Source organism: Marivirga arenosa, from assembly GCF_030503875.2.
In the GTDB taxonomy this organism is placed as follows: Bacteria; Bacteroidota; Bacteroidia; order Cytophagales; family Cyclobacteriaceae; genus Marivirga; species Marivirga arenosa.
The window spans coordinates 2,947,633-2,974,428 of the sequence record NZ_CP129968.2; the positions used below are offsets into that span (position 1 = coordinate 2,947,633).

The following is a 26,796-nucleotide window of genomic DNA, read 5'->3' on the forward strand; positions in this document are numbered from 1 at the left end:
AATATTACTACCAAATGAATATCTAAGCAATGCAATCAAACAAAATGATTCAAGAAAATATAATTATTAATAGTTCGCTTCACGAAAAGCCAATTACTGCAGATATTAAATATATTCCTTCTAAGGATAAGAAACCGTTAATACTTTTTGTTCACGGTTTTAAAGGATTTAAAGATTGGGGAGTATTCAATCTTTTTGCTAATGAAATGGCTAATAGAGGATTTATTTTTATGAAAATAAATTTAAGTCATAATGGAACTACTCCGGAAAATTTAACAGATTTTGAAGATCTGGAAGCCTTTGGAAATAATAACTTCACTATTGAATTACATGATCTAAAAGATAGTATAGATTATTTATATTCTGAGAATAATATAATCCCAAATGACGAAATTGATTATAATCAATTAAACCTGGCTGGGCATAGCAGAGGTGGTGGACTGGTTATATTAAAAGCCAGAGAAGACGATAGAATCAAAAAAGTAATAACTTTAGCAGCTATTAGTGATTTAAGCAAAAGATGGCCTGAGAGCTTCTTAAAAGAGTGGAGAGACAAAGGAGTTCAATACATAGAAAATAAGAGAACAAATCAGCTTATGCCACTTTATGTTCAATTATATGATGACGTTTTAGAGAATCCTGATAGATTATCAATCCCCAATGCTATCAAAGAAATGAAACAGCCTCTTTTAGCTTTTCATGGAACAAAGGATGAGACACTACCAATTGAAATGGCTTATCAAATAAAAGAGATAAAACCAGATACAGAATTAATAATATACGATAATGAGAATCATGTGTTTGGAGCAGCCCATCCATGGAAGGAGAATAAACTTCCACAAACTTTCGAAAATATTTTGAACGAAATAGAGAGATTTTTAAAGTAAAAAAAGCTGCTCAGTTTTGAGCAGCTTTTTTATTTGATTTCTTACCTGTTTTAACATCAATTATTGAAGTATAATCTTCTATGGTTTCAGAATCATTTTTAAGTATTCCTGGTGGCCTGACTACTTCAATTTCATAAGTAGAAACCCATTTTACCTTTCCGTTTGCAATCGATTCTTTCAGGACAATTTCATTTGAAGCCTTATTAATTACAGCATACTTCAATATATCATTTCCTGGCTTATCACCTACATTATCATTGAACACCGCCAAAATGAACTCTTTATTTTCATTTAAAATAAGTTCATCTGCTTCATGCTCAAAATACTCTTGCGCTAATTCCTTATAGTAATCATCTGATTGAGATGCCATATTTTTATTGGTACAAGCAAATGCCAATATTACAAATGCTATACTGTAAATATATTTCATTATTGTTTTATAATTCTTCTTGTGAATAATTTACCCTTTGCATCAGACATCTGGAATAAATATATACCCTGTTTTAAATCTGAAACATCAATTTGGTTCAAATCAGAAATATTTATTTGTTTAACCAAAACACCTTTAGAGCTGTAAATCTTTAATGAACTAATATTATTAGCTTTTGATATATTAATAATATCATTTACTGGGTTAGGATAAATGTTGAACTCAGTATCTAATTGATTATTATTTGATGTTATCAATTGTTCTTGAGCAGAAGCTACATATTCCTGCCCATTTAAAAATGCCTTTACTTGCAAATTATTTCTTGCGGCCTGATCATAATCAAAAGTAATTATTCTGTTTCCATCCTCTTCAGTTAATATTCTTTCATCTATATGAACGACTTGAGAGTTAAATAAAACTTCAACCTTTTCAAATGGCTCATTATTTTCAACCTCAATAGTAACCGGATATATCCCATCATTATTACTTACACTAAAACCAAGTATATCTGGAGTTACATCAATTGTTTCAATATTAAATTTTGGAGCGTAAAACATTTCATTATTTAATTCAGCTAATAATCTAATATTTGAATTATTAAATTCATTAATACCTTCAATTGAAACGCTTCTAATGCCAGCTGCAACATTATCCAACACTAAATATTCGGTATCATTATATAATAATGTAATCTTATCATATGATCTTTTAAGATCGAAGGTAACATCTGCTTTACCATATCCATTATAGGTAAAATCTTCAATTTCCAAAGCTGCTAAGCTCAATTCATCAATTTCTGCAGTCCATATTCCTCTCCCATGAGTACCTAATACCACTTGATTATCAACTACTTTCATAGACCAAATGGATACTGATGGCATATCTGCTTTAAAATTCCAGCTATTACCGCCATCAAGTGACTCAAATAAACCTATTTCTGTACCTGCCCAAATAATATCAGTATCAAAAGGCATCACTAACAATGAATGAACATATGCATCAGGAAACCCATTATTACTACCACTTTCACTGCCCTCAAAACCTGATATGTCCGTCCAGGTTTTACCTAAATCTGTTGTTTTTAAAATTTTAGGAAAATTTGGCAAACTGAATAATGCATAAGCAGTGCTATCCTCTACTGGGTGAGTATATATGCCAGTAAAAAATGCATTTGGATCTGGAGAATAATTATTTGTCTTTTCATATGATCTTCCTCCATTAGTAGAAACAAAAAGATTCAATGCTCCGTCTGCCATACCAGCTCCAGCCCATACTATTTGGTCATTAGCCAAAGAAACCGTTACATCACTTGCACTTGCATTTCCACCCCAAGAATCATCAGATATTAATCTCATTGACCAAGTATCTCCAAAATTTGTAGAACGATAAACACCTAAATTACCTATTGCGTAAACTGTGTTTGGAGAAGTTTTTGAACTAGCAAGTCTTGTAATAAATGGACCATCTTCTTCTCCTATTCCTGAACTTGAAGCTGTAAATGAATTACCACCATCTGTAGATTTAAAAATTCTATTATTATATATTGTAGCTAGTACAAGATTTTCATTGTCCGGGTGCCATACAACCTCGAAACCATCACCACCTAAAACAAATTGATAGTCGGAGGTTTCATTGACAGTTCCGGTAGTAGACAACCATGTACCATTGTCTTGAGTCCCTCCTACATATTTATCAGCTCCAGGCGCTTTGTCTGCACCGTAAAACTGGCTAGTAATATACCCATTTTCAATTTGCTGAAATGTACCTCCATTATTTCTAGAAATACCTAACCCCCCGTCATTACCATTAACAATCATGAATGTCTCAGTAGATTCATCCATAGGAATTAAAGTAAAATGATGATGATCAGGATGTAAATTATTAATATTTTGTCTGCCAAAACCGCCATAGGCATCGTAAACAGCTGTCGCATTTGCTACTGCAACTGATTTAGAATCATATAATATTCTTAATATGGAGTTTTCTAGCTCAGATGGATTCCATTCTTGACCCGCTGCTAAAATTGGCCAAAAATAATACATATTTGCAAATGCAATTCCACCGCTTTGTTCAGCGACATCTGGACTCGGAGAATCTGGGTTATATTCTAAATCATGGATATATAAGTATTCACGAGAATTTAATAACTCTGGATCATTTGCGTCATCTCTAGGATTTAAGTTAAATGTACCGTCATTTTTTTGATCCCTGTATGAAACCATTAATTGCCTATTATTCTCAACATCCCAAACCTCAAATGGCACATCTGAATAATCTTCAAAATTATATTGAGTTTCTGGAATACCTGCTCCCCCATCACCATTAGCACCACCATCAGCTGGTACACTAAACCTATGAGCTTTTTGAGTATTATTTCCACCAAAACGTATTTCAACAGTAACTGGGTTTTCAGAAGGAGATAAATTACCAGTTGCAATGTTTAAAATACCGTTAGAAAAATCAGCCCCAAAATTTACAAATGATAAAAACTCAATATTCTCAAACTCCAAACCTAAAAATTGTCTCTCAGATTCTTGAATATTTTGTCCATCAACCACATATTTACCAATATTAACACCTCCTACAAAAACTTCTGTTTCGTCATAAGGATTAACGGCTATTGAATTATCATACCATCCTTGTCCTCCTAAATAATCTGTATTAGAATCTTCATCTTCTACCTGATACCAGCTAGCACCTGCATCACCAGAATAATATAAAAAGGTAGTCTGTCCTACCTCTGTGGAAGTATATATGACATCTGTTTTACTTGGCGCTATTGCTATTTCAAATCGTGTGCCATCAGTTATTCCTTCTGATGTTAGTTCCCATGTTTCACCACCATCCATTGATTTCACGATACCAACAGAATTAACTCCAGCATATTGAATATCAAAATTAGTTGGATCAACTTGTAGATCCTGTACTGAATTGAAGGCATTCGTATTTGGAACTATAGATTCATACTTCTTCACCCATGAATTTCCCCCATCAATTGATTTAAATATTCCAGAATTGGTTGCTATAATAACAACATTCTCATCAGTTGGATCAATTGAAATTCTATTAACTGATTCGAAATTATTATTCCCTACAGTTGAGACTAGCAAATCCCAACTTTCACCTCTATTTATAGATTTGTAAATCCCATCTCCTCTTACAAAAGTTGCATTAGCTGCAAAAACCTCCCCTGTTCCAACATATATTACATCTGGGTTAGACGGTGACTGAGCAATAGAATTAGTAGAAAGGTTTGGTATGTTTGGTGATATATTGATCCAACTTTGACCACAATCGGTAGTTTTCCATATTCCACCACTTGCAGCGCCTGCAATCCAAGTGCAGTTCGTATTATCATCAGGATCAACAGCTATTGCTCTTGTTCTTCCTCCTACATTACCAGGACCTCTAGACTTAAAAACTGCATTATAACTAGATGAACTGCGAATGCTTTTCGCCTTATTTAATGCTGACTTTAACTCATTAAATCTATAACCTGGCTTATAACTATTACTACCTTCACCAAATTTAGAAGATATAGAATTGAAATATTCAATGAATCCATCTGGCTTCATGTATTCATCCTTTCCGGACTTAATTTTTGTCTTTTTAGTAGACCATATTTCACTTCCCTCTGAAGAATTTGTATCGAAAGTCTTAGGTGAATTGAATTGAGTAGATAAAAATAATATTAGCAAAACAAGCAAACTAGAGCCTGTTAAATAATTAGTAAAATTATGCTTCATAAGTATTAAGTAATTTTTCCAAAAGTAATACAAAATATTACATGAAAAAATTCACTGTAATAATAATTTTAAGTTTCAATAGAGAAAAAAAATTTTCTATTGGGAAATAACAGGATTTATGGAGTAAATATTTTTATAGTTTATATCTCCTATATAACAAAAAAAGCTACCGATGGGTAGCTTTTTAATATAAAAATAAATAATTTATTATTTAACGTCCCAGAATACTTTAGTAGTTAAATCATCACCACCTATTGCTGAAGCAGCATCTTGACGGTTAGCATTATTAACACTTCTTTCATCAACAGGATACTGTAATCTAGTAGGTATATCACTAGCTGACATCCCCTCAGGTGGCACTAAAGAAGGATAATCCATTCTCCTCCACTCATACCATGCAGTCATACCTCTATTAAATAATGAGATATATCTTTGTTTAGCAATTGCATTCATTGCATTACCATCTTCTGCAGTAGCAAAAGCCACTTCTGGTTGTGCCAAATAAGCAGCGGCATCTGCAACGCCATCATTACCATCTTCAGCAATCGATGCCCAATCAGTAATTGAAGCAGTAACACTTTCTTCATACCATTCTTGAGCAGATCCACCAACATTCCATCCTCTTTGTGCAGCTTCAGCTAAATAAGAAGCTACTTCAGAGTAATCCATTAAAACACCTCTGAATGTTTCTCCTAAAATATTTGATCCAATAGTTGAATAGTTTGGAACTGCGGCTAAACCTACTCCAGTCTCTAAACCATATCTTAATCCAGCATAATCACCAGTGGCTGAAGCAGGCTCCATGAAATATGCTCTTCTTGGATCATTTAATGGATTAACGATATCCACAAATGTTTCACTAATCACATAATCGTTTCTACCTGAAACTACTAAATTAACGTAGATAGGATTTGCATACGATCCACCAGCATATTCTAATGTAGCATTATCTGCATTAGATGTAAAAGTATTTGCTGCAGCAGTCTCTACAAGGCTTTGCGCCTGTGAAGAATTCACATCAGCTAATCTCATTCCTAATCTAATTTTTAATGCATTAGCAAATTTAACCCATTCAGCATTAGAACCGCCATAAATTACATCAGCAGATCCAAATCCAGTACCTTTGTTTAAATCAGAAATTGCACCATCTAATTTAGTTACTAAATCTGCATAGATAGTTGCAGCATCATCATAAGCTGGTGATTTCACATCAGCTCCAGCTAATGCTTCACCATAAGGAATATCACCAAAAGCATCAACCATAAGCTGATAGGTATATACTTCAAGAACAGTAATCATAGCATTTTTAGTTGCTATATTGTCCTCATTAGAATCAAAATTAGGAATTTGTTCTTTTGCTAACATTAAATTGTTCAATACATCACGGTATGAATTATTCCATAATGCATCAGAAATTTGTCTGTCATCCAACAAATATCTACTTTCAGTCACGTATGTAACTTGAGATAATTGCTGAGCTAATAACCTTCCAACATTAGTATTATTACTGGGAGAATTAATATAATCAGATAATTCAATTTCAGCATATGTAAATAGATAATTAGGATCTACATTTGCTGGTTTTTTTGGGTCTATATTCATATCATCAAAATCACTACATCCCGCCAGTAATATTAATGAAAGAAATAGACTAGATAATTTTATAAATATATTTTTCATGTCTACTTATTTTTAGAAATTAAACTTCACATTAAAACCATAAGTTCTAGGAGTTGGGTAAGTACCTGACTCGTAACCTTGAGCGTTACCTGAACTTCTTGTTACTTCTGGATCAAAATGTGTAACATTACTGTAAAGTATTGCTAAGTTTCTACCTACTACACTTAATTCTAAGTTTTTGATAGGAAGATTTCCTAATGTACTTTGTGGGAATTTATAGCTAAATGCAAGTTCCCTTAACTTAATGTAAGAAGCATCAAATACATAAGCTGCAGCAGGGTTATTTGATCCATACTGCCACACTTGCCCCCATTGAGACGCTGGAGCATAAGTCGTGTTTTGACTTCCATCTTCCTGCACACCTTCTAGTAAAACTCCACCACCTTCTGCTACAGGATCTCTTTTAGGATTTCCTTTTGCATTTAAGCCAGCAGTTTCTTCGTATAAACCAGTCGCTCTACCGAATGCAGTATTAAGAGAGAATATATCTCCACCCATTTGCATATCAAATAGAGTTCTTAAAGAGAAACCTTTATAAGAGAATGTATTAGAGAATCCCAAGTTCCAATCTGGAGTAGCATTACCAATAGTTTGAATAGAATCATCAATCGCATAATATCCGTCTGAAGTAATTACTTTCTGACCATCTTTATATTGGAAATTAGTACCTCTAATTGTACCAAATGCCTCTCCTTCAGTTGCATTAATTGACGCAAAGAAGAACGATGTAATCGTATAGTTATCTATACCTTCCGCTAACTCTACTACAGTATTTACGTTTTTAGCCCAGTTTACATTCATATCCCATCTGAAATCACCATCAACAGGAGTTGCATTTAATGCTAACTCAATACCTTTGTTTTCAAAGTTACCAGCATTAATATACTGGAAATTAAAACCAGTTGCTGTTGATGTTTTTACAGGGATAATCTGATCAAATGTATTGTCTTTATAAACTGATGCATTTAACCCAATTCTTCTATTAAAGAATAATAACTCAGTACCGAATTCTAATCCTTCTTTAGTTTCTGATTTAAGTTGTGGATTATTTAATGTTGTTCCATATCTATAAACAGGAGAAGACCCAAAGCTATTTTCAGCTTCGAAATAGTTTCTTGTTCTGTATGGACGAGTATCATTACCCACTCTTGACCAGTTAGCTCTTAACTTACCAAAAGAAAGAACATCAGAATTTCTTAACCCTTCAAGTTCTGTAAAAATGAAAGATGTTTAAACGGATGGATAGAAATAACTATTAGCTCCCTCAGGTAAAGTAGATGACCAATCATTTCTAGCTGTTAAATCTAAAAATAACATATCATTGAAACCAAAAGAAAGGTTACCGTAAACACTTCTTTGCGCTTTTTCGCTAAAATCATCAGTATACTCTACTTCAGGACTAACAGTATTAGAGATAGCAAAAACATCTTTATTTACCATACCTCTAAACGTACCCATCTGAAGACTAGCATTTGTTGTGTTCCTATGGTTAACACCAACTAAACCAGAAATTGAAAAGTTATCATTTAAATACTTGTCAACAGTTACAAAGAAATCATCATTTCTCTCCATGAAAGTATATTCTCTTCTAACATAAGAAGGAACATCAGTAATAGCAGATCCAACGTTTACTCTTTCTTGCTGTCCAAAATTATAGAAATCTAAAGTTGATCTACCATTTAATTTGATTCCATCAGCCAATTCATATTCTAAGAATACATTACCAAAAACTCTATCTCTTCCATCACTTTGGTAATTTTCATTTACTACCCAATATGGGTTATTAAAATAATAACCTCTTGGATCACTTGGCCCTGCTAAATTCCAAGCTCTTTGGTTACCTGCTTCATCTTTATAATTTTTTAATCTATTAAAATCTAGATTAGTCTGGAACCACTGTCCAAAAGACTGCATTACATTAGTGCCTGAGTAACCAGTACCATAACGACCTATTACATCATTTCCAACATAGTTAACACTTGTAGAGATTTTTAATTTTTCAGTCATCTCTAATGAAGCATTTAAAGCAACCTTGTTAGACTTCATAGATGAATTAGGCACAATACCTTTTGTATCTTCATTTGTATAAGATAATCTGTAAGTAGCTTTTTCTGTACCACCACTAACAGAAATATTATTTCTTAAAGAAACACCCGTTTCAAAGAATTCTTCAATTCCTGCTTCACCAGCTACCCAAGGTCTAGTTTCACCATAATTATCCTCACCTAGAAATAAAGCGTCCCAGTGAACAACCTCTAAGTTAGGATCAAATTTCGCACCCCATGAGGCATCATCTGCAGTATTAACGATTTGTTCGTCAACACCATCTCCATCTAAGTCAGCATAAGTCCAATACGCACCATAACCAGCACCATATTCTTTTTGATGTTGTGGTAAAGTATTCTTATTAACTTGACTGAATGTTACTGATGAGTTTACAGAAACACCAACTCCTTGATTTTTAGCACCTTTTTTAGTAGTAATTAAGATTACACCATATAAAGCTCTTGAACCATAAAGTGCTGCAGCAGATCCACCTTTTAATACAGACATTGATTTAATATCTTCTGGATTTAAATCCGCAGCTGGGTTACCATAATCGTAACCTCCACCACCACGCTCTTGGTCGGCAGAGTTATAAGAAGAGTTATCGATTGGAACTCCATCAACTACAAACAATGGTTGGTTATTACCTGCCAAAGTGTTTGTACCTCTAATAAGGATATTTGCAGAACCACCCATGGTATTAGATGATCTTACTTGAACACCTGCAACTTTACCAGATAATGAGTTGATTACATTTTGTTCTTTAGCTTCAGAAAGTTGCTCACCGCTAACTTCCTGCACTGAGTAACCTAAAGACTTTTGATCACGCTCAATACCTAATGCAGTTACAACAACTTCTCCTAACTGCTGTACATCTGGTTTTAAAGTTACATCAATTACTGATTGTGCTCCAATCGTAATTTCAGTTTTTTCAAAACCGATGTAGGTAAATTATAAAGCTTCTGCGTCCGCAGGAACAGATAGCTTATAATTACCATCTAAATGAGTTGTGGTACCTTGTGTAATACCCTTCACAATTACGTTTACACCTGGCAATGGACCGTCTGCATCAGTCACTGTACCAGATACTGTTCTATCCTGTGCCCATGAAAAAGAGGCGACCAAAATGAAACTTAGCATTAGTAATAGTTTCTTCATCATATTTTGTTTAGGTTAAAAAATTGTTAATTCTCTAATATAAAATAACTATAACCTAAAAGACAAAAAAAGAAAACAAATAGATTCAAAACATGGTATTCAATTTTTTAGACAAAAACATATTGAAATATTTATATTAAATGATTAAAAATATCACCAAAAGTTATTTTTAAGCTAAAAAATATTAATTTTATGAACATTTTATACAAATGTATCATTATTGATAGAGGTATAACATTAACAAAATGAATCAAATTAATTAACTAATTCAATTCTTCCTCTGTTTCTGGGTTTACGAATATAAAGCCACGAGCATCATTACCTTCATGGAAGCGGACTTCCATTCCTATAATATACATTACATGGCCTTTATCTATATAGATAGGAATACCTTCAATTTCAAAAGTTTTATCTGAATCCTTAGCTTTATCAAATCCTAGCATGTAATTCATACCAGCAGCACTGCAACCTCCTCCTCCACGAACACCAACTCTTAATCCATACCCTTCAGGAATATTTTTATTTTCCATTATATTCTTTACTTCCTTTAATGCCTCTTCTGATATTTTAACTGGAATCATAAAACTTATTTTTCTGAATTAACGGTTGAATAAAAGCAAAAGTTTGAATGATTTTATTGCTTTTATTTGACGCGAATTTAACTAAATTTGAAAATCAAAAAAGAAAATTTATGGAACCGATTTGGGACTTAATAAAAATCATCATCCCTGCTGGCATAGTCTTGTATGCAATGTATTTAACAGTTAAAACAATGCTTCAAAAGCAGAATGAAGCTAAGATCATAGAAATAAAAGCAAAAAATAAGGAAATCGTTCTACCTATAAGACTACAAGCTTATGAAAGAATGAGTCTATTCTTAGAAAGAATTTCACCAGATCAGCTTATAAAGAGAGTTCAGCAAAACGATCAAAATGTAGCTGAAATGCAATACTTATTATTAAATGAAATTAGAGAAGAATTTAATCATAACCTATCGCAACAAGTTTATATGAGTGATGAAGCTTGGAAAATTATTAGAAATGCGAAAGAGGAATTAATTATGCTTGTTAACCAATCAGCAAAAAGTTTGGATCCTGAAGCTAAAAGCATTGAGTTAGTTAAAAAGATTTACGAAGAATCTTTAGACAAAAATATTGACAGCATTGAGTATGGATTAAGCTTCCTAAAAAATGAAATCCAGCAAGAATTTTAAATTATTTTTCCTCAATTAATTCTATAAATTTCTGGATTTTATCGTTATCAATCGTTACCGATAGATCATAAAGTGCTATTTTCCATCCTTCGTTTGTCAATTCTAAAACTGCTGTACCTTTACATACTCCCATCCAAGTATCAAGCTTTTCATTAAGCCAAGCTACTTTTCCGTTTTCAGAAAAATAAATATCTCTACTAGTGGCAGTAAATGACCATGCTGATTCTCTTTCAAAATACTCTTTAGCCCATACTGCCATTTCATCTCTAGTCCACTTCTCAGTTTTATCAGTTCCTAAATAAATCCCATCCTTAGTCATACTACCAAAAAACACCTCTTCATCAGCAGAAGCTGCAGCTTTATGCCAACTATCCATAAAGGTGTTTATTATTTTTTCATTATTTTTTTGAGCTAAAGAATTGAAAGAGATAAATAAAGCAGCAAGTAGAAAGAGTTTTTTCATGATGTTAATATTTTTCAGAAAAATAAAGAAAATTTAGCTCTTAAGAAAAATGGTGTGCCTGGTGTAAAATGTACTTCACTAACAGGATCACTTTCAAAAGGTAATCTAGATTCTGTATCAAATTGCGCTTCACGCCAATCCACATTGAAAATATTATCTACCATTATTCCTATCTCAAATTTTGAAGTAGAGTAATTAATGTTGGCATCGGCTACTATATATCCAACTGCCGTTTCAGAAAAATCTTCATTTGCTGGTCTATCCCCCAAATATCTGGCTCTAAAAGTTCCATTAATGCCACTATTGTGCTTAAATGTTAATCCGCCTACTCCAGAGTAAATTGGAGCTAATGGAATATAATTTTCACCTTCTGCTTCATCTATACTTCTTGGCTCAGTATAATTGAAATCAGCATCAGCATAAAGCCAAGGAAGTATCTGATATCGGGCACTTAAGTCAATTCCTTTCCTCTCTGTTCTACCACTCGGCTCTACCACTGCCGCATCTCCTACGTACACGAATTCCTGCTCAAGAAATAAGTACCAGGCTGTAACATCCACAATTAAATTATCAAATGGTTTAAACTGGGAACCAAAATCAGCTCCATAAGCTCTTGGTAGAATATCATCCCCATTTTGAGCCACCATCACTCGCGTGTCATTCGAATGAAAACCTGTACCCGATTTCAAATAAAGATTCCAATTAGAATTTACTTGGTAGTTAAAATTTAGCTTAGGACTTATAATGCTTTTTTGTTCACTCTGCCGCACAAAATTGGTTTGGAGATTATCAATATAATTGAATTTAAAATAATCCAGGCGAACCCCTGCGTTGATTAGTAATCTATTGATTTGCCAACTCTCATTTATATATGCAAAAGCATTGCTCTCTGTTATATCTCCAAAAGCTAATCTCTCTAAATTTGTTCTTCTATTTACAGTTCGGGTCAGTTCATTTCCATTTGACTTATCATGTCGAAAACCTATCCCTGCCGAAGTATTGAAGGAATAGCCCATCAGCCTTCCCTCATGATGCAATTTTGATTGATAGCCTAACAAACTTCGCTCTTCTTTTTGTTTGATTTGGTCTCCATTTATAGGATCTTCCAGAAAGAAAGTGAAATTCGAATAAAGTTCGAAATCATATTGCGTAAAGTAAATATTGTTCTCTAAATAAGTTTTCTCTCCGATCTTTTCATCCAACGTAGCACTGATATCAGTTCTTCCCGTGATACCACCTTCCGTATCATCAATCGCACCAAAACGTCCAATCAATCCTTGTTCAACTGCTCGGATTGGAATTTGACCTGAATGATCCCATTCTGACCTAAAGGTGGACGCTTGTAATGTCAACATTCTATTAGCATTCAATAATTGATTATACTTTCCAAAAAGATTATACCTATAAAAATTTTGAGGGCTTTCAAATGGGCCATCTGTCAACATAAATTCACCTGCTATATAAGCACTTTGGTTATTGGAATTTCCTTTTTCTCCTAACAAATCAATTGCCGCAACACTTCTAACAGTATTAAATTGCCCACCTTCCACTTTCACCATGCTTTTATCTAGCTTATTTTTTGTTCTAAAGTCTACATAACCTGCTGTGTTAAAATTACCTTGATCTGCATAATAGGTACCTTTCCCGAAATCAACCGATTCAATTATTTCAGGAATAACAAAATGCATATCAGCATAACCCTGACCATGTGCATGAGAAACCATATTAACCGGTTTTCCATCAACAGAAATACTAATATCAGTACCATGATCTATATCAAAGCCTCTTAAGAATATTTGCTCTGCTTTCCCTCCTCCCGCATGTTGTGCTATAAATAAGCCAGGCACATATCTGAGAATTTCTTGAGACGAATTTACTGGTCTCAATTCAACATCAATTTTTGCCAACTGATTGATAGATTTGATATTAGAAGATTGTACTGAAATCTCACTGAGCATTAATGAAGTAGGTTGAAGTTTTATGATTAGTTCTTCATTTGGCCTCTGAACTTCGATTATTTGCGTTTCATATCCTATATACTGAACTATTAATTCTGCTTTTTCAGCATCAATTGATAAATCAAAGTATCCGAATTGATCAGTAGTAGTACCTGTTTGTGTACCTTTTACCTGAATTGTGGCCCCATACAATGCTTGTTGATCTTCATCACTAATTATTCTTCCCTGAATGGAGATGTGAGCAAATGCAGAAAGACTACTAACAACTAGAAATAGGGATAGCTGAAAAAATTTCATGTTTTTTTTTGCAAAAAAAGCAAATAGAAAATTAAAAACAATGCTAGGCTTAGTCACTCAATAAAATATTCCATGAATGGTTTTCATAACTTAATTGTTGCCGCAAAAAAAGGAATACCAAATGGTACGAATCTGGCGATTTCGGCATTATAAATCAATCCTAGGTCGTATGATCCAAAATCGGTTAGCAATCGTCCACCATATAATAAAAAAGTATATCTATCATTAAATTCGGTTGTAACATAAAATCCTTCTGACAAAACCATTAAACGTTTAGAAATTCTTGCCATGGCAGACAAAGAATAAAACGGATTAATTCTTTCAACATCAGAAATAGTACCGAAATATGCCGTTCCTGTTATGTTTAAATCGGGAATACCTACCGTAAAACCTGTATTAACAAAAGCACCTGCAGCCCCATCAAAAGAATCAACTAAGGTTACTGCAAATGCATCTACTCCAATTTTGTAATGTACATATTCGCCTAAGTGTACTGTATATTTTGGATTTAAGTAAATTAAAGGAGCTCCTATAACCATTGTAAAAAAACTTGTCCCTACTCCTATTGAAAAATTTTCTGTTAATCCCCTGTGAAAAGTAAATGGATTATTTCTTATGTAATTGACACCTTTTTCATAATTGAAAGCACTGGTGCCTATCATATATCTCATACTATTTAAATTGCTATATGACTTTTCTGATAGGCCATAATCACCACTACCATCACCTAAAGACTCTACTTTTTTAATTCTTTGTGTTGATATTTTTCTTTTTCCACTTTCAAAAGTTTCTATAATTAAAAAGTCTTTGTTTTGTGATATAAAATATCCTACTATCTCCTCTCCAGTTTTTGTATAAACTTTTATTCTTGATCTAGCTATATCTTTATTATTTTCAATTTTCTGATCTTGTATTTGAGCATTAGTTAGGCTCGCAATTAAAAATAAAAGCGAAAAAATAAGGTTGAGTTTTTTCATCTAAAAAATGATTAATAGTTCAATTATTGTAATTTTAACAAACGTTTAAATAATACAAGTATTATGGATAATCCACATAGAAACAGTCAAATTAAAGCAAATAATATTAGACTTTGGGTAGGTGTAATTAGTTTAATTGTTGCTTGGTCGCTTTTTACATATAAGAACTTATTACACGATTTATACTTAATTCTTATTGGAGCATTTACCTTATACACTCTTTTTGCGTATATACTAGTACCAATTCAAAAAAACAAAAAGTTGAGAGATTCGGATAATGAGTAAAAAAACGAATTATAAACAAGCTTTTAATAGAGCTATCAAAGTCTTAAATGATAGAAGACTTAGTAGTAAATTAGTTGATGAGGCTAAATCAACCTTAACTAGTAGAGCTGATAGATCAGAAAAAATAGCTAAGCTAAAAGGTAAATTTCAAACTCTCATTAGGCTTGTAAAAGAATACACAAAAGGAAATTACAGACAGATCTCAAAAAAAAGCATGCTTTACACCGTTGGTGTGTTGATATATTTTATAACCCCAACAGATGTAATTCCTGATTTCATTCCTGTATCAGGCTTTGTTGATGATGCTTCATTATTGATTTGGCTTTACAATCATTTAGGTAAGGAATTGAAACAATTTACAGCTTGGGAGAGTAAGCAAGAGAAAGCACATTAAAATGACAGAAACGATACAGGAAGAGAAAGAAAAAGTATTCTCTCAAGCATTGAATTACACTGAGTACAGAGCATTAATAAAATCATTACTAGCGGATAACAAAACTACAGGAGCCAATCATTCAGACGCCATGATAGGTTATACCTTAATGAATGATAAAAGAATGGATAGGCTTGACAAAACATTAAGCTTAGCAGATGAAATCATTCAGAAAGTAAAAAAATTAGACCGCATGAATTGGCTAGTTATAACTGAAGCATGGTGTGGAGATGCAGCTCAGAATATACCTTTAATTGCAAAAATGGCTGATTTAAATGATAATATCGATTTAAGATTTATCATGAGAGATGAGAATCCTCAAATTATGGATCAATATTTAACCAATGGGTCAAGATCAATTCCCATAATTATTTTTATGGACGAACATTATCGAGATCTTTCTACCTGGGGACCAAGACCTCAGCCTGTTCAAAATATGATTTTGGATGCTAAAAACAATCCTGATACGGAACAAGCTAAATTGATTGAAAAACTGCATAAATGGTATGCGGTAGATAAATGCAAAACATTAATGGAGGAGTATAATAATATTATAAATAACTTTTAATATGTCGAAAACAGCACTAATTGCAGGAGCTACAGGATTAGTAGGAGGTCATTTATTAGATCAAATCTTAGAAGATGAGCAATATTCAAAAGTTATTGTATTAAGTAGAAGAAGCTTAGGCGGTGATGACGGAAAACTTAAAGAGTGCATTATAAAAGATTTTGACAAGTTAGAGGATCATATTAGTGAGCTTCAAGCTGATGATTACTTCTGTTGTTTGGGCACTACCATGAAAAAAGCCGGTAGTAAGGCAGCTTTTAAAAAAGTAGATTTTGAATATCCTGTAAGCCTAGCTGCAATTGCCAGAGAAAATAATGCTTCTTCTTTTCATCTTATTTCTGCAATGGGAGCTGATTCAAATTCATTTATATTCTATAATAAGGTAAAAGGGGAAACTGAGGATGCGATTAAATCAATGAAGCTAAATAAAGCATTTATCTACAGGCCTTCATTTATTGCAGGCGAAAGAACCGAAAAAAGAACTGCTGAAAAAGCTGCCCTTTGGTTTGCTGATAAACTTGACTTTATATTCTCAGGGCCATTGAAAAAATATGCTGCAGTTGATGCTTCAAAAATTGCAAGTAGTATGATAAAAATGGCTCACTCCAATAATTCGACTTTCAAAGTATTGTTGTCTGATGAAATCAATGAAATTGGATAAAAATGATTGCAGTCTTACAAAGAGTATCGGAAGCTTCTGTAAAAATTGAAAATGAAATCAAGGGAAATATTAACTATGGCCTAATGATTTTATTAGGAATTGAAGAAGCCGATAATCAAGAAGATATAGAGTGGCTTACTCGAAAAATTATTAATATGAGGATATTTAATGATGATAATGGGGTCATGAATAAAAGTTTATTAGATGTAAATGGTGAGATTTTATTAATTAGTCAATTCACCTTGCATGCTAGTACAAAAAAAGGAAATCGCCCTTCTTACATCAAAGCCGCAAAGCCTGATATTGCTATTCCCTTGTATGAAAAAATGCTGAATGAATTAGACCAACAAATTACTACTGAAATTCAAAGTGGTGAATTTGGAGCAGATATGAAGGTGAGCTTAGTTAATGATGGACCAGTAACAATTATTTTGGATAGTAAAAACAAACTTTAGTCCTCATTCAGTATAAAATTTTGGTGGTACTGGCTTATTTCTCCATCTCGACTAACCATATCAACTATAATTTCATATCTACCAGCATTATTAGGTGCTTTATAATGAATAACTTCATTCAATAAATCAATTTTTGAATCCCAGAATAGTTGATTTCTAAAATCAGGAAAATTTTTATTTGAAAGTTGCTTCTCTCCACAATTTGTAAAATTGGATTTAGAAATACTAGGAGAAAATCCAGTATAATCCATTTTATACTGGCCTGCTAAATCCCTATTTAAAATAAGCTTCTTCTTTGTATTAATTTCAAGCAATCCTGAGAATGATATGTCATTTAATAATACCTCCGTATTAATTGTTCTAATGAATTCTATGTCTCTAGGATCCAAATCAATAATAATATCATGATCGTCAATTGGAATTCCATCCAATAAAATCAGAGGAGATTCATCAAACATTTTATCTAAATACTCTCCTCCCGGCTCAGAATATGTCATTAGTCTTATTTCATTTTCTCTGCGTTTTCCTTTTATTATCTTTATCGAAAAAAATAACTCTTTAATTATCTCTCGAAAATCGTTCAAAAGAATATAATTCTTATAATTTAATTCATTTGTATAGTCGGAGAAAAAGCTTTCATTAAAAACAGTACTAGAATTAGTTTTTCTAACACTTTTTACGCCACAATAAATACTCTCTATTGTTTTTCTTTTTACTGCAATTTTAGAATAATTATCATATTTCTCATCTCGCCTAATATTTAATAAGTCATTTTCTACAAATCGATCCAACTTAGGCTCATTCAACGACACTTTAAACTTATCTATTCTATCATAGAATGGTTCCTCTATATTTTTAAAGATGACTTTTGAATTCCCCTCAAATGATTCAACAGGAATTCTGAAAGTTCCATTTTCATCCGTTTTAAAATGATAGATTAACTTCTTCTCCCCGATTACAATGCAGAGCATTGAGGTATTCGCTAATGGTTCTCCAGATGAAATGATTTTGATACCGCCCTTTAATGTAAATTCATTACTAAATTCAGGTTGGAAAAACTGAACATCTCCATCATTTTTATTTTCAAATTTGAAGGTTTTCAAAGATTTTGTTATAAGAAATTTATCCAGCCAGATTGTATCACTTTTGATCTTATTTAAGATCTCATATGATAGTACTGTTGTACCTATTTCAGAAAAAAGTTCTTTTTGTAAAGATAAATCGAATACATTTTTTGCAGGGTAATCATCTGATTCTTGAATCAATATGGTAGAATGAAAATCTTTATCAGATTTAATATTTAAATCAATAAAAGAATTAGTCTTAATACTCTCTTCTAAACCTTGAACTGAAAGTGTATTGTCCGTTTTATCTAAATTGACAAAAATTAACCGCTCAGTTAGTTTTTCACCGGACTCATTTAGTAATACGAACTGATTGAGCCCTGTTTCCATTTTTTCATAACTAAATTCAAATTTCGCTCTTCTATAACCAGTATAAGCTATTTTCTGTTTGCTTAAGATCAATCCTTTTGATTGAAGCAAGAGCTCTACGGTATCTGATTTAAATTGACTGCCAAAATTTATTAAAACTAACACACCATCATCATTCTTAACAATTTTAAAACTTGCTGCTTGAGGGTTTATCATAGGAAATGAGACACTTAAAGTATCCTTCTCGAATGCTATAGAATAAGGAGCATCTTCTTTAGGAAGTATACTAAAATTGCCATACCCTACAGAATCTATTTTGAGAGTGGCTACCTTTTCTGTTTGACTATTTATGATATTTGCTTCCTTTCCATAATACTCAGAATCCTTTGAATAAAAACTTACTAAATTAAGCTGTCCTGAAATTAAATTCCCTCCTTCTGGATAAAATGTGAATTTATCTTTTTTTGAATCTTTAAAATCTTGATTTGGAAATTTAGGATTATGTACGTTGAGCCAATGTTGTGAATAAGAGAGATTTGGGAAATTTAGCATCCAGTTAGTATGTCCCACTAAAAGTAATTCTCCTGTACCTATTGAGGATGGGATTTGAATTACTCCGGTAGAAACCCCATTTTCTATTCTAAGTTTTTGTGAAATAATACTTTTACCTTCGTAAAATAAATCAACATATAAAATCTTACTGGTTTCTGATAAATTATAACTCTCATAATCAAATATGTAAGCTTTAAAATAAATACTGTCTCCAACTAAGTAAATTGATTTATTAGTTTGAAAAATAACTTTTTCGGGAGCTGGCGCTTCGTTTTGGGCACTTACTTTATGCCCTAAAAACATTACACAAATTATCGTTAAAACTCTTGTAACTCTTTTCAAATCTGATATTCCTTTAATGTTCATATTTCCGGGAAATAAGTAGGCCTAGTTGTAAATGCTCCAGGATACAATCTACAATCACAACAATAATCAAAAAATGGTTGACCGCAACCTGGATCCGATTCTGGGCACTGACAAAAATTTTCTTCTGCATTATTTATAAATGGAACAAATATTCTCGTTTTATAATTATTGGATATGCTGAAGTTTCCTAAAGTATAGTCTTCTTTAGAATTGATATTAGAGATATTTCCTATGATATTAGTAGGTGGTGGATCAAATAATCCACCACCATAATCCAATTGATTCTTTTGTGCAAGTGTATACTCATACGTTTGTTTACTTATTGCATTTATATCGAGCTCAATACTATGTCCTCTTAAAAACTTAAAATCTAGTAACAGACTAATTAATGTTAAGTTGTCATTTTCAGGTTTAAGTTCTTGGACATTCAAAGGTCGTTCTGCACTGTCTTTAGCATAACAGAATGTAAAGACAGATAAATCAGATGGAATCTCATCAAACTCATCTTGCAATGACCAGCAATCTGTCAATCCTTGTAATGGTGGATATAACTCAAATGTACTCACGTATCCAGTTTGAAAATAAACTGAAGAGGTTCTCTGCATTTCATTGATACCAATAAAATTTATGCTTTTCAAAAAAACTGCTCTTTCATCCACTACTCTTAATACCTCTTCCACCTCATAATCATAATATTGAAAATCAACTCGCTTTGGAACATCTATTGTTTCCGATGAATATAAGCTACCATCCTGAATCAAAATGAATAATTGGTATGAAGTATTTTGCTCCAAACAAAGTTCTTCGCTAGTTATAGTGTATCTACCTCCTCCTTGATGAATGAAGAAATACTCTTTATTATTTGAATCTTTAATGTAGACTTGTTCTGCAATTATACCACTTGTCGGTTTTATAGTATCTCCTACTGCAAATGTTCTACTTAAGAAAATCTCATGAATGCTATCGTTAACTTTTAGATTGGCGTCAACCACCAATCTATTTTCATTTTTGATATTGTTATAATCAGGATCAAATTCATCAATACATCCTGAACATAAATAAAGAATTAATATAGATATTAAAATTATTCTCAATCTCTTAATGAATTAGGCTGATAGCATTATATGGTTTTTCTAGATTTTCCATCTATTGAGCTGGAAAAAATTCTGGTCTAGTAGTAATAGCACCTGGATACTGTCTGCAATCGCAACAATAATCAAACGGTGGTTCAAAACAAATTCCCTCAGCTGAATAATCGCAGAATGAATAATCAGCATTTGAAATAGCGGGAACATGAACTCTTATTTCATAACTATTAACAATACTGAAGTTTCCTAAGGCATAATCTTCTCTTCTCTGAGGATTGGATATATTACCAATTATATTTGTAGGTGGCGGATCAAATAACCCTCCTCCATAATCTAATTGATTCTTTTGAGCCAAAATATATTCAAAAGTACTTTTATCAATTGAATTAATTATCAAATTCATGCTATACTCTCTAGCAAATTTGAAATCTGTTGGAAGGCTGGCAACTACTATTTCATTATTTTCAGGTTTTAAATCAATTACATTCAATGGGCTATAATCGACATCTGGAGCATAGCAAAAAGTCAGAGATGATAAATCAGGTGGTATTTGATCCTCTTCCCATTTACAGGCTGGCCAGCATATGCTACTACCCTGATAAGGAGGATAAAGAGCAAAAAAACCTTCGTAACCTATCTGATAAAATATTGAATTATTTCTTTGTAGGTTATTTATACCATAGAAATCTATATATTGAACATAAACTTCCTCTTCATCAACTATTATTAACTTATCCTGAAGTCTATACTTAATTTCAGTAAATTTCACTTGCTCAGGTAAGGATACTGGAGTAGAAGAATACTGAGTACCATCTTCTAACTCAATATTTAATTGATAAGTATTATCTAACTCAAAACATAATTCAGATGAGGCTAACTCATAAATACCTTGCCCTTTGTGCACAAATGAATATTCTAAACCATTATCATCTAAGATAAATACCCGATTTGCAATTATAAAATTTGCGCTTGTATCAGCTCCAACATCTATTGTATTGCTCAAAGCAATTTTATAAATAGTATCTGCGTTCGAAAGCTTAGCATCTACCACTATTCTATTTTCATTCTCAATGTTGCTGTAATCAGGTTCGTATGGATCGATACAGCTGATGCAAAGACAATATAAAATGGTATACAGAAATATTTTTTTCAATACATTAAAATTTAAAATTATAGCTCAATGCTGGAATTGGCACACCGATTACAGACAATCGAAATGCATCAATTGTAGACATTGATTGATTAGTTCTAAAAAATACAGAATATGGATTTCTTCTTCCATAAACATTATAGATTATTAAACTCCAATTTGCCTCAATCATTTTATACTTTCTTAAAGTTGTACCTAAATTAAAGGAAATATCCAATCTGTGATAATCAGGTATTCTACTATTATTTCTTTCTGGATAATTTGCTACAATCGCACCATTAAATTCATAAAATGAATTAGGAAAAGTTATTGGCCGCCCAGAGGAATAGACGAAATTTAATGACATATCAAATCTTCTACTAAAAACAATATTTATTAAAGAATTAACATTGTGAGGTTGATCATAAAAAGTAGGAAAAAACTCGCCATTATTAATTGTTTCTGAAGAATTCTCTCCTAGGATTCTTTCAAATGACCTTAACCATGTGTAACTTAACCAACCCGTGAGCTTCCCTACCTTTCTTTTTGCATAAAACTCAATACCGTAAGCTCTTGCCTCACCTTGTATTACTTCCTCATCAATATTATCTGTACCTAATAAGTTTGCCCCATTTCTAAAATCAAGAAAATTATCACTTTCTTTATAAAAACCTTCTACAGAAGTCTCAATATTATTAGAATTGAAATTCTTGAAATAACCTAAAGAAATTTGATTTGCTACTGAGGGATTTATATTATCATTACTTAATCTCCATAAATCAAATGGGGTTATTGATGCAGTGTTTGACAATAAATGAATAAACTGTCTTGATCTATTATAGCCAAATTTAACTGAATTCTTGCGATTGATTTTATAATTGATTGAGAATCTTGGATCTAACCCTACTTGATTTTCAGAAACTTCTTTCGAATAATAAGATGATCGTAGACCTATTAGGACATCAATTTTTTTAACTGGTGAAAAACGATCAGTAATAAAAGTAGAAACAGAATAAGCTTCTTGATTTGGATATGAAAAAGTATTTTCTGCATTCCCAACTACTTCTTTAATAGCACCAGAATTAACATTATATTCTATTGCCTCAACACCTGCTTTAATATCATGAATATCAAATATTGTTGTTTCTATGGATGTTAAAAACTTATGATTCTGAACATATGCATCTAAATTATAACTCTCATTAATGTCATTTTCGCCAAAGCTATAATTATACCTACTATAACTATAATGAAAATCAAGAAATAAGTTATTTGTAATATTATTACCATAATTAAGAGACAGCAAATTATTATCATAATTTAAAATAACTTCATCTCTTAAGTTAAATCGATCCAAACTTTTATATGCAGAGGCTTTAATGAAGCTTTTATCGGATATATTATGTTTATATGATAAATTAAAATCACCAAAAGCTGAGCTGCTTGTATTCAGATCTCTAGCTTCGAGAAAACTCGTAATAATATTGGGATAAGCTGCCCTTATACTAGAGCTAAGAGAGCTCTTATCTTTAATTATTGGGGTATTAATACTCAAACGACTTGCAATTATACCAACCCCACCATAACCATTTAAATTCTCAGCATTTCTGCCATCTCTTAATTCCATTTTCAAAATGGAGGAGGTTCTTCCTCCATATTCTGCAGGCATAATACCTTTAAATAATTCAACACTTGAGATAGCATCTGAATTTACCGAACCGTATAATCCAAATAAATGTCCTCCATTATATAATATACCATTGTCTATCAATATTAGATTTTCGCTACCACTACTACCTCTCACATTAAAGCCAGCCGAAGTCTCGCCTGAATTTCCTACACCAGGTAAACTTGATAAACTTTTTATCACATCTGCTTCACCTAAAAAAGGAGGGATTTTTTCAATTTCTTCTAAAGTCATCCTTTCTGAACCTGCAGTATTATCTGAAATATTTTCATCAGGTCTAGTAGCTGATACAGAGACTTCCTCTAATTGTAAAAAATCTCTAAAAAGATTAATATCTAATTTAGAACTACTATTTAAAACTAGTTCCACATCTAAATCAGATATCCCCAAAGCTTTAAAAGAAACTCTATTATAACCAACAGGTAATTTTAATTCATAGTAACCATTAGAACTAGTAACTTCTTGAATCCCAGTATTAGATGTAATAAGAGCTCCACTAATCGGTTTTGAATCCTCAGCTGAATTTATATATCCAGTTAATTTAGCTGAATCAAGACCAAGTTCAACTTGACCCAATACCAAGGGGCTTGTATTTTTATTTCCTGTCTTTTCTTGTTGGTAAGTAAAATTTTGAGGTGGAGATTTTAAAAGGACGATAAAGTTTGGTTCATACAATAAATATCTTAATTCTAATTGTGATAGACAATTATCCATTAATTCCTCTATAGTATACTCTCCCTGGTTTATTGATAAAAATTTATTTTCTATCCAAGCCTCTTTATACTTAAGCTTGAATGATGATTTCCTTTCTATAAGATTAGCAAGTTGATTAAATGATATTGAATCATATGATTGATCAATAGTGACTCTATCTGTTAATAGATTCTGACTTTTAAGTTGATTGCTGATAAAACTCAAAAGCACTATCGATAAAAAGATAGTTCTCAAAAATAGGTGATTGAAATTTATTTTATTCATAATAAGAAGACAATATAAAGAGAACTTTTTATCAAATCAATTAGTAGTTTAGTTAAAATATAATTGACTACCTCAATATTATTGGTAGAAATACAATATCTGTTACTAAAGCAATAAACATGCCAAAGGTTAAGAAAAACCCCAAATAAAAGGTAGTGGCGAATGATGAGAAAGTGAATAAAACAAAGCCTCCAATAATTAAGATTGAGGTGATTAAGATTGCTAAACCAGCTGATCTTAAGGTTTTAATGATTCGCCAAATGGGTGAGCGTGCAGTTTGCTTTTTAAAACTACCTAAAAAGTGAATAGTATCATCAACGGCTATACCAAAAGACACCACAAAAATAATAGCTGTTGTTAACTTTAAAGGCACTTCCATGAATCCCATCAGTCCTGCAGTTAATATTAGAGGAATAACATTAGGAATAAGACTAATCAATAGCATTTTAAAAGATTTGAAATAGATAGCGATAAACAATGCTATTATAAAAATTGCAAACACTAATCCCTTAATTAATTCAATGGATAAGTTTTCATTACTTTTATCAATTAAATAGGTGGTCCCTGTTAATTTAGTGTCTAATACCTTAGAATCAATATTGGATTTAATAAATTCTCTTAGCTTATCATTCCGCTTTTGAGTAGCATTTGAACCCCATTCAGGAATAAATCCAGTGAACCTACCATATTTTAAGCTTGAATCTACAACATTATTTGCTATACCCTTCTGTAATAGAAATTTCCTAGTGGATTTTTGCTTATCATAGTTTAATTCATTGGGTAATTTGTATTGATTGAATACTCCTCCATTTTCAATTTGATTAGCATATTTTACTAGCTCAAGAGGAGATACAACATTTTCAATTTTAAAGGAATCTTTTAAGTACTGTTCAATTTTTAATATTTCAACTAAAATATCATAATTTAGTATAGTTTCATTTTTATCAGCTGGATAAATAGCCATTTCCCATGGTTTTGAACCCCCGTAAAATCTATCCATGAAGGTAAAATCATCTCGAACCTGAGAATTTTTAGGTAAATCCTTCAATAGATATGCATCAGTTTTCAGTTTAAAAACCCCAAAAAATGATACTACTACAATCAATAAATAAACTAGAATAATAGCTCTTCGATTTTTTAAAATTTTAACGGTCCATTTTCTAAAGGGTAATTTAATTTGTTGATTTCGATAGTTCTTTCTAATTAATAAAGGACCGATTGCAAAATTGACAACAAAAGCTATTAAAACTCCGATACCGGCAAATAGTCCCAATTCATTTATAGGTTCAGTTGGTAAAACCAGTAAGCTAAAGAAACCCACTGCGGTGGTAATAGAGGTTAAAAGCGTAGCTGAAAACACTTTTTTAATAGATAACTTTAAACGTCTTATAAAATCCTGCTCTGGATTTTGTCGGTAAGCATTTATTAAATGAATGGCATCTGAGGTTGAAACAAACAATATAATAGGTGGAATCAATACGCTTAAAATACTGAGCTCCACTTGAAACATTGCCATAAACCCTAAAAGATAAATTAATGATGAAATGCTCATCATTAATGGTAGAAGCATAATGTTAAAAGAACGATAAATCAGTAAAAGTAACAGAATAGTAACTCCTATTCCTGCCGCTAGGAAAATACTAAAATCCGATTTTATATGATCAACAAAACTCTGCTGAGCTACTAACTTCCCAACTATTCTATAATTGCTTAGATTATTTTCTTGAAGAGATACTTTCAATTTATTGAAGAATTGAAATTCTTCTTTTGGTGAAGTAAAATGTCTATGATTGAGCTGAATTATAGTGGATTGAGCATCATTGGAAATAAATTTAGAATATAAATCATGAGAAGATATTCTGACACTATCACTTTTAAGGCGATTCTCATCATCAACATGGAGTAACGGAATTGCATTATAACCAAAGGGAGCTTTAATAATATGTTTTAGTTCAAAAAGAGATCGAGCGCTTTGAATCCCGTCAATTGAATCTATGGAATTCGTCCAATGTTCTAGTTTTTGCAAAAAAGATGATTGAAATATTGAAGGTGAATTTTGAATTGCTACTAGCAAGTAATCATTATCATATCCAAATTTTTCAACATGCTGCTCAAAAAACACTCTGTCCTCATTTCCCTCAGCAAAGAATTTTTCAAATTCAAAACTTACACTCAATTTAGGGAATTGCGAAATAAAAAATGCTAAGCTGATAATCCATACCGCATATAGCATCACCCTAAATTCTTTATCCTTAAAATTATTATAGTAGTTGCTGATTATTTTTTTCAAAAAATTAAGGTTTTTG

At 32.0% G+C, this 26,796-nt stretch carries 22 protein-coding genes; 7 read left to right on the plus strand and 15 right to left on the minus strand.

The window, feature by feature from the left end:
- Nucleotides 1-29: 29 nt before the first annotated feature.
- On the plus strand, nucleotides 30-887 hold the full coding sequence (locus tag QYS47_RS12730) for an alpha/beta hydrolase family protein (protein ID WP_322346562.1): 858 nt from the start codon (nucleotides 30-32) through the stop codon (nucleotides 885-887).
- Between the two features lie 10 nt (nucleotides 888-897).
- Here QYS47_RS12730 and QYS47_RS12735 read toward each other — a convergent pair whose 3' ends face one another.
- From QYS47_RS12735 to QYS47_RS12765, 7 genes are all read right to left on the minus strand, one after another.
- Complete coding sequence (locus QYS47_RS12735; RefSeq protein ID WP_302124305.1) at nucleotides 898-1,317, minus strand: hypothetical protein; 420 nt, start codon at nucleotides 1,315-1,317, stop codon at nucleotides 898-900.
- Nucleotides 1,317-5,063, minus strand: a complete 3,747-nt coding sequence (locus QYS47_RS12740) for a T9SS type A sorting domain-containing protein (RefSeq protein ID WP_322346564.1) — start codon at nucleotides 5,061-5,063, stop codon at nucleotides 1,317-1,319. The genes QYS47_RS12735 and QYS47_RS12740 overlap by 1 nt, the downstream gene beginning before the upstream one ends.
- A gap of 207 nt (nucleotides 5,064-5,270) precedes the next feature.
- Entirely contained in the window at nucleotides 5,271-6,743 is a 1,473-nt protein-coding gene (locus QYS47_RS12745) for a SusD/RagB family nutrient-binding outer membrane lipoprotein (protein WP_322346566.1), read from the minus strand.
- Nucleotides 6,744-6,755: 12 nt separating this feature from the next.
- Entirely contained in the window at nucleotides 6,756-7,889 is a 1,134-nt protein-coding gene (locus QYS47_RS12750) for a SusC/RagA family TonB-linked outer membrane protein (protein ID WP_407660334.1), read from the minus strand.
- Between the two features lie 84 nt (nucleotides 7,890-7,973).
- Nucleotides 7,974-9,731, minus strand: a complete 1,758-nt coding sequence (locus QYS47_RS12755) for a TonB-dependent receptor plug domain-containing protein (RefSeq protein ID WP_322348404.1) — start codon at nucleotides 9,729-9,731, stop codon at nucleotides 7,974-7,976.
- A 9-nt stretch (nucleotides 9,732-9,740) separates the two neighbouring features.
- On the minus strand, nucleotides 9,741-9,950 hold the full coding sequence (locus QYS47_RS12760; RefSeq protein WP_322346569.1) for a carboxypeptidase-like regulatory domain-containing protein: 210 nt from the start codon (nucleotides 9,948-9,950) through the stop codon (nucleotides 9,741-9,743).
- A 260-nt stretch (nucleotides 9,951-10,210) separates the two neighbouring features.
- Nucleotides 10,211-10,528 (minus strand): HesB/IscA family protein, encoded by a 318-nt coding sequence (locus tag QYS47_RS12765; RefSeq protein ID WP_302124295.1) that lies wholly within the window; start codon nucleotides 10,526-10,528, stop codon nucleotides 10,211-10,213.
- 110 nt (nucleotides 10,529-10,638) lie between these two features.
- Between QYS47_RS12765 and QYS47_RS12770 the strand changes: the two genes are divergently transcribed.
- Nucleotides 10,639-11,160 (plus strand): DUF7935 family protein, encoded by a 522-nt coding sequence (locus QYS47_RS12770; protein WP_322346571.1) that lies wholly within the window; start codon nucleotides 10,639-10,641, stop codon nucleotides 11,158-11,160.
- 1 nt (nucleotide 11,161) lies between these two features.
- Here the strand turns inward: QYS47_RS12770 and QYS47_RS12775 are convergent, their stop codons facing one another.
- The 3 genes from QYS47_RS12775 to QYS47_RS12785 form a co-directional block, all read right to left on the minus strand.
- Nucleotides 11,162-11,623, minus strand: coding sequence for a nuclear transport factor 2 family protein (locus QYS47_RS12775; RefSeq protein WP_322346573.1), 462 nt, complete (start codon nucleotides 11,621-11,623; stop codon nucleotides 11,162-11,164).
- Nucleotides 11,624-11,637: 14 nt separating this feature from the next.
- Nucleotides 11,638-13,878, minus strand: coding sequence for a TonB-dependent receptor (locus tag QYS47_RS12780; protein ID WP_322346576.1), 2,241 nt, complete (start codon nucleotides 13,876-13,878; stop codon nucleotides 11,638-11,640).
- Nucleotides 13,879-13,961: 83 nt separating this feature from the next.
- Nucleotides 13,962-14,855: a hypothetical protein gene (locus QYS47_RS12785; protein ID WP_302124288.1), complete on the minus strand. Its 894-nt coding sequence runs from the start codon at nucleotides 14,853-14,855 to the stop codon at nucleotides 13,962-13,964.
- Between the two features lie 63 nt (nucleotides 14,856-14,918).
- Here QYS47_RS12785 and QYS47_RS12790 point away from each other — a divergent pair, with 63 nt between their 5' ends.
- From QYS47_RS12790 to dtd, 5 genes are read left to right on the plus strand one after another with little or no spacing between them, the layout of a single operon-like run.
- Nucleotides 14,919-15,140 carry a hypothetical protein gene (locus QYS47_RS12790; RefSeq protein ID WP_302124287.1) on the plus strand — a complete coding sequence of 74 codons (222 nt, stop codon included), beginning with the start codon at nucleotides 14,919-14,921 and terminating at the stop codon, nucleotides 15,138-15,140.
- A complete protein-coding gene (locus QYS47_RS12795) occupies nucleotides 15,133-15,534 on the plus strand; it encodes a YkvA family protein (protein ID WP_308356279.1) in 402 nt (133 codons plus the stop codon). Before QYS47_RS12790 ends, QYS47_RS12795 begins: the two co-directional genes overlap by 8 nt.
- Before the next feature lies 1 nt (nucleotide 15,535).
- Nucleotides 15,536-16,141, plus strand: coding sequence for a thioredoxin family protein (locus QYS47_RS12800; RefSeq protein WP_302124284.1), 606 nt, complete (start codon nucleotides 15,536-15,538; stop codon nucleotides 16,139-16,141).
- Nucleotide 16,142: 1 nt separating this feature from the next.
- A complete protein-coding gene (locus tag QYS47_RS12805; protein ID WP_308356277.1) occupies nucleotides 16,143-16,802 on the plus strand; it encodes an NAD-dependent epimerase/dehydratase family protein in 660 nt (219 codons plus the stop codon).
- 2 nt (nucleotides 16,803-16,804) lie between these two features.
- On the plus strand, nucleotides 16,805-17,257 hold the full coding sequence (gene dtd / locus QYS47_RS12810) for a D-aminoacyl-tRNA deacylase (RefSeq protein ID WP_322346582.1): 453 nt from the start codon (nucleotides 16,805-16,807) through the stop codon (nucleotides 17,255-17,257).
- On the opposite strand, the gene QYS47_RS12815 is transcribed toward dtd, so the two are convergent.
- The 5 genes from QYS47_RS12815 to QYS47_RS12835 all read right to left on the minus strand — a co-directional run bounded on the left by QYS47_RS12815 (nucleotide 17,254) and on the right by QYS47_RS12835 (nucleotide 26,780).
- Nucleotides 17,254-19,608, minus strand: coding sequence for a hypothetical protein (locus QYS47_RS12815; RefSeq protein WP_322346584.1), 2,355 nt, complete (start codon nucleotides 19,606-19,608; stop codon nucleotides 17,254-17,256). The two genes, dtd and QYS47_RS12815, sit on opposite strands and share 4 nt — an antisense overlap.
- Nucleotides 19,605-20,702 (minus strand): DUF4249 family protein, encoded by a 1,098-nt coding sequence (locus tag QYS47_RS12820; RefSeq protein WP_322346586.1) that lies wholly within the window; start codon nucleotides 20,700-20,702, stop codon nucleotides 19,605-19,607. The genes QYS47_RS12815 and QYS47_RS12820 overlap by 4 nt, the downstream gene beginning before the upstream one ends.
- 52 nt (nucleotides 20,703-20,754) lie before the next feature.
- Nucleotides 20,755-21,849: a DUF4249 family protein gene (locus tag QYS47_RS12825; protein ID WP_322346588.1), complete on the minus strand. Its 1,095-nt coding sequence runs from the start codon at nucleotides 21,847-21,849 to the stop codon at nucleotides 20,755-20,757.
- A 4-nt stretch (nucleotides 21,850-21,853) separates the two neighbouring features.
- Nucleotides 21,854-24,460, minus strand: a complete 2,607-nt coding sequence (locus QYS47_RS12830) for a TonB-dependent receptor (RefSeq protein WP_322346591.1) — start codon at nucleotides 24,458-24,460, stop codon at nucleotides 21,854-21,856.
- 97 nt (nucleotides 24,461-24,557) lie between these two features.
- Nucleotides 24,558-26,780, minus strand: a complete 2,223-nt coding sequence (locus QYS47_RS12835) for an efflux RND transporter permease subunit (RefSeq protein WP_322346593.1) — start codon at nucleotides 26,778-26,780, stop codon at nucleotides 24,558-24,560.
- Nucleotides 26,781-26,796 lie beyond the last annotated feature (16 nt).